This is a genomic window from Staphylococcus massiliensis CCUG 55927, from assembly GCF_000298075.1.
Classification (GTDB): Bacteria; Bacillota; Bacilli; order Staphylococcales; family Staphylococcaceae; genus Staphylococcus; species Staphylococcus massiliensis.
Window position 1 is genome coordinate 1,277,929 of the sequence record NZ_JH815593.1, and the last position, 5,029, is coordinate 1,282,957.

General features: G+C 30.8%; 5 protein-coding genes and 2 pseudogenes. 1 reads left to right on the forward strand and 6 read right to left on the reverse strand.

Annotated elements, in window-relative coordinates; genetic code table 11:
- Positions 1–474 precede the first annotated feature (474 nt).
- Positions 475–1,111 (forward strand): annotated as a pseudogene (locus tag A33S_RS11675) (IS6 family transposase).
- Between the two features lie 61 nt (positions 1,112–1,172).
- On the opposite strand, the gene A33S_RS0106390 reads toward A33S_RS11675, so the two are convergent.
- The 6 genes and pseudogenes from A33S_RS0106390 to A33S_RS12210 all read right to left on the reverse strand — a co-directional run.
- Positions 1,173–1,373, reverse strand: coding sequence for a cold-shock protein (locus A33S_RS0106390; protein ID WP_009384742.1), 201 nt, complete (start codon positions 1,371–1,373; stop codon positions 1,173–1,175).
- 379 nt (positions 1,374–1,752) lie between these two features.
- The gene (locus tag A33S_RS0106395; RefSeq protein ID WP_009384743.1) at positions 1,753–2,082 is read right to left on the reverse strand and encodes a hypothetical protein; all 330 of its coding nucleotides are present in this window, start codon (positions 2,080–2,082) and stop codon (positions 1,753–1,755) included.
- Positions 2,083–2,097: 15 nt separating this feature from the next.
- Positions 2,098–2,622, reverse strand: coding sequence for a hypothetical protein (locus A33S_RS12400; RefSeq protein WP_009384744.1), 525 nt, complete (start codon positions 2,620–2,622; stop codon positions 2,098–2,100).
- Between the two features lie 240 nt (positions 2,623–2,862).
- Complete coding sequence (locus tag A33S_RS0106410) at positions 2,863–3,081, reverse strand: VraH family peptide resistance protein (RefSeq protein ID WP_009384747.1); 219 nt, start codon at positions 3,079–3,081, stop codon at positions 2,863–2,865.
- 728 nt (positions 3,082–3,809) lie between these two features.
- The gene (locus A33S_RS0106415; RefSeq protein WP_081502247.1) at positions 3,810–4,748 is read right to left on the reverse strand and encodes a protein rep; all 939 of its coding nucleotides are present in this window, start codon (positions 4,746–4,748) and stop codon (positions 3,810–3,812) included.
- A gap of 166 nt (positions 4,749–4,914) precedes the next feature.
- A pseudogene (locus tag A33S_RS12210) lies at positions 4,915–4,998 on the reverse strand (AAA family ATPase); the annotation flags it as partial.
- Positions 4,999–5,029 lie beyond the last annotated feature (31 nt).

Below are 5,029 nucleotides of genomic sequence, written 5' to 3' on the forward strand. Positions count from 1 at the left end.
TTTAGGACCCAGCCGTTTTGTATTATTTTATAGTTTCTTATAAACTTCCTAAAGGATTATTATTTTTATTCCACCTAAAACTAAAATTTTCGCGTGATAATCCAATATCCTTATTTTTTCATTTTAAAGGGGTATTTAGAGTATGCTCTAAAATTATATCTTTAGTACCTACAAATCTTTTTTTCGCCTCTCAAAATAAGAAGAAACTCGTTTCCAAAACCTAAAAAACATTAGCTGTAATAACCAAAACTAAAGCACATATAATAGCTATTCCAGCACAGTAAATACTCAGTTTATAACTAACTCTTTTATTACTTTTACTTATAATTTTATAAATTTCATTTCCCCAGAGAACCAAAGCAGAAATTCCAAACACAACAAAACCTATTCCGAATACATAACCTAAAATGTCTAAAGTGGTTCTGTTGCAAAGTTGAATTTATAGTATAATTTTAACAAAAAGGAGTCTTCTGTATGAACTATTTCAGATATAAACAATTTAACAAGGACGTCATCATTGTAGCCGTTGGCTACTATCTAAGATATGCATTGAGTTATCGTGATATATCTGAAATGTTAAGGGAACGTGGTGTAAACGTTCATCATTCAACGGTCTACCGTTGGGTTCAAGAATATGCTCCAATTTTATATCAAATTTGGAAGAAAAAGCATAAAAAAGCTTATTACAAATGGCGTATTGATGAGACGTACATCAAAATAAGAGGAAATTGGAACTATTTATATCGTGCCATTGATGCAGAGGGACATACATTAGATATTTGGTTGCGTAAGCAACGAGATAATCATTCGGCATATGCATTTATCAAACGTCTCATTAAACAATTTGGTAAACCTCAAAAGGTAATTACAGATCAGGCACCTTCAACGAAGGTAGCAATGGCTAAAGTAATTAAAGCTTTTAAACTTAAACCTGACTGTCATTATACATCGAAATATCTGAATAATCTCATTGAGCAAGATCACCGTCATATTAAAGTAAGAAAGACAAGGTATTGAATGTATTTACGCTCTATATAAAAAGAACCGCAGGTCTCTTCAGATCTACGGATTTTCGCCATGCCACGAAATTAGCATCATGCTAGCAAGTTAAGCGAACACTGACATGATAAATTAGTGGTTAGCTATATTTTTTTACTTTGCAACAGAACCTTTTAAACAGTAACAACGTTAGTAGCTTGTTCACCACGTTGGCCTTCAGTGATATCAAATTCTACCTTTTGACCTTCTTCTAAAGATTTGTAACCTTCTGCTACAATACCAGAAAAGTGAACAAATAAATCACTACCGTTTTCTCTTTCGATGAAGCCAAAACCTTTTTCTGCATTAAACCATTTTACTGTACCGTTATTCATATAGAATACCTCCGCGTGCTTTTGCACATAATATTTGTAACAATTTCATTTATAAAAAAGAGGATATTCTAAAAAATACACTACAATTAAATTCACGAGCTTTTATTACGTTAGATTAACTATAAACCTTTTAGAGCGATAAGTAAAGGTTTTTATATAATTACTGTTATATAAGATGAATCTCAATATTGTTTTGAGCTATATAAAAAAGAGCGAGATGTTGCTTTAGTAAAGTCGTTCGAAATACAATTTACGATTAAAAGACTAGGTCTAATTGAAATGCATCTTTTTACATATTTGAGTTATTTCTATATAGTATCAAGACAAGAAGAAACTCGTTTCACTCGTTTAAAAAGCCCTCCTAAAAGAGGGCTTTTTATTAATCATTATTCAAAATATAATCTATTACATCAACATGAAGTTCACTGTTTCTATAACCTTCCAAAACATCATCAACTTGCTTATTTGGAATTTCAGGAACTTCTCTTATATCACATAAAACTTCTTTAAACTCTTTTTTGGTTACTTTATCCTGATTCATTGTTAATTTAAATAAATAATCATTTAACTTCTTAATTTCATGAACGCTATAACCGTAACGTAATAAAACTAAATCTTTTGTTTTTAGATCAGGTGCTAATTCTTCTTGTAAAACATCTATAGATTGCTTAATTAACAACAATTTAGACTCTAATTCTTCATTATTCATTCAAAACACACTCTCTTATATCAAAGTTTGACCTACTTGAGATACCCAGAAAGCAATGCTCCGGGCAGAAGAGTCTTTTATACCAGTTCCCATTAACGCTTGAGCAACTTGACCTTCTACATTCCCCCATGTAGCTTGTTCTTGTTTTAAAATGTTATTTAAAGCCGGTTCAACATATTTATCCCAACGTTTTTCTAAAGACTTACCAGCACGAGGACTTATCTTTTTAACTCCTGAAAAAACAGCTTTTTTGTTTTTTATCATTGCCTTAATTCCTTTTTTTACAGCAAAAGAACCACCAATTCTTTCTGAAGTCCCTTCTTTAAGATTAGTCGGCAAATTATTAATAGTCTGTTCAGTTACATATTCAGGATTTCGAAACAAATCATCTAAAGCTTTATTATCTTTTTCAATTTCTGCACTCGAGTTACTAACTGCCTTTTGTGTTTCTAATGATTCACTTGCACTAGCCATAGGACTTACCGTTGTTAATAAAATCGCACTCGCTAACAATGTTCCAAATGATTTTTTTAGTTTCAAAATAAAAACTCCTTCGCTTTAATTTTACTCCCAATTTTTTAAGAACATTCCCAAGGTAACCATATCATATTATTGCTTTATTCCAATTGCTTTATTGACGTTGAGCCTCGGAACCCTTAACAATCCCAAAACTTGTCGAATGGTCGGCTTAATAGCTCACGCTATGCCGACATTCGTCTGCAAGTTTAGTTAAGGGTTCTTCTCAACGCACAATAAATTTTCTCGGCATAAATGCGTGGTCTATTTCTTATTCTCGTCTTGATAATCATATTTTTCTGCTATCTCATCAACATCATCATCTTTATAAAAAAAGAAAAAATAAGCAATAACTCCAATCGGAATACCTAAAAATGGTGTAGTAAAAGTACTAAATATTACACACATGAAAATTAACCAAAACAATTCTTCTAAAGACCATTTTTTATTCAATAAATCATTCACAATCTGTTTGATAGTCATAAAAATAAAACACTCCTTTTTAGCAAACTTTATCATAACTCTTACAAAAATTTGAGTGCCTTTATTTTTAATTTTAAAGGGGCATTTTGAAGAAACACTAAATATTTACGTAGTTTTATATCCAAAATTCTATATAAGGGCTTAAAACGCAAATAAGAGCCAAATAAATATATTTTGATTTCACATCACAAATTTTTAGCAAAACCAGTGACGATTTTTAGACACTGCCCAGTTACATGCAAACTAAAATTTTGCATATAATCCTTCAAAAAGTGAATCCAGTTTTTAGTTCCTGCAGGGGCAAATTTCTGTAAAAAATACCGAAATCTTGATTTTGTCCCAAATGCTTTGTAAGAGCATAAGGGAAATATGACCCCACTCTAAAATGGGGTATCTGGCAAAGCCAGATATTTCAGCGGATTAATAACTTTCTCATATAGGTGACGAATTTCTTGTTTGTGCCTCACTTTTGTGACACAAGATATTGAGGATGCCTCACTTTTGTGACACATTATATGGACTTTGTCACAAAAGTGAGGCATCTATTTTTTAATCGCATAGGTGAAAAAACACTAATTTTTGTTCTCAATTCTCTTCTTCAATTTCGTCAATCATTTGATGATTTATCTCACATTTTTCTTGCTCAGTCAAGACAAGAAGAAACTCGTTTTCAACTCGTTTCTAAAACCTAAAAAATATTAGCTGTAATAATCAAAATTAAACTAACGTTACAAATTTTTTAAGAAATAATTTTGTTTTTCGAAATTCCAAATAGCTGTAATTGAATGGGCTTTTTGTTCTTCTTCAGTTGTTTTTTCTTCATCACTCGTTTGAATTAAATTACCTTCTTCGGCATCGTCTAAATTTAAAAGTTTATGTTTTTGTTTAAGCAAACCACCGTAACTTAACATGCGTTTTCTGTATAAACCTTGTTCCAAATCTTGAACAATTTCTGCATCTTTTTCATGGTTTCCCGTTAAATAATCGGATGACTTAACCGAGTATTTTGATGTTTCTTTAATTGCAGCTTGTATATCTTTATCGCCTTTTTTATTTGGCTTAATTGCTTTGATATTTGCGACTGGTTTGTAATCAACTTGAAGAGCTTTTTGCCATAAATTGATCCACTCTTCTTGCGCTATATAATTCTCTTTTTTTCTAAAATAAGCATTTTCAACACACAATAAAACGTGCATATGTTGATTATAACTCCCGTCATTTTTATTAACTGTAACTTCAGTTGAACGCATAAAACCAATTAAATTCTTTTTAACTTTTGCATACATTTTTAACTTGTTAAAAGCTTTCGACATATGCTTTAAACTTTGTTCTAAATGCTCACCATCAATCGCATTTTTGGTTGAAAGTGTCAAAAACAACCAACGTGCCTTTGGCTTTTCTTTAACCACTGCTTCAATGACTTTTTGAGCTTGATAACTATTTTTCATTGAACGCCTCCAATTACAAACCGGACACAATTTAGACTTACAAAACCATGTTTTATAAAGTTTCAAATACCCTTCATCAGTCGGCTTAAATTCTAAGACGTTACCACATTGTTTCACGTTAAAAGCCTTTTTAATTTTTAAAATTTCTAGTATATCTGCATAACTTACATTGTCGATTTTCTTTTCTCTCCATGGGCGTTGTGTCCCACTTTTAGACATATCTTGGTTCTGTTGCAAAGTCAGAAATCATGTAATATAAATACAAAGAAATGTAAAAATAATCAAAAATAGAAGTACGATATATTGTTAAATTAGTATTTAATTTATTGTTTTTGCATAAATTTGTATACTAATTTAACTTTGCAACAGAACCTTGCTTTTTCTATTATCGAATACCTATAACTAAACTATCTCTAGCTGTTTCTACAACTTCTGTACTTATTTTATCTAAACCATTTATATCCATAATTTAATTTCTTTTTGGAGGCCACACAAAATTT

What these genes read in the sequence shown, in the direction of transcription:
- A33S_RS0106395 (WP_009384743.1), bottom strand. Translation starts at nt 2,082, where the DNA reads ATGAATAATGAAGAATTAGAGTCTAAATTGTTGTTAATTAAGCAATCT.
- A33S_RS0106415 (WP_081502247.1), bottom strand. Translation starts at nt 4,748, where the DNA reads ATGTCTAAAAGTGGGACACAACGCCCATGGAGAGAAAAGAAAATCGAC.
- A33S_RS0106410 (WP_009384747.1), bottom strand. Translation starts at nt 3,081, where the DNA reads ATGACTATCAAACAGATTGTGAATGATTTATTGAATAAAAAATGGTCT.
- A33S_RS0106390 (WP_009384742.1), bottom strand. Translation starts at nt 1,373, where the DNA reads ATGAATAACGGTACAGTAAAATGGTTTAATGCAGAAAAAGGTTTTGGC.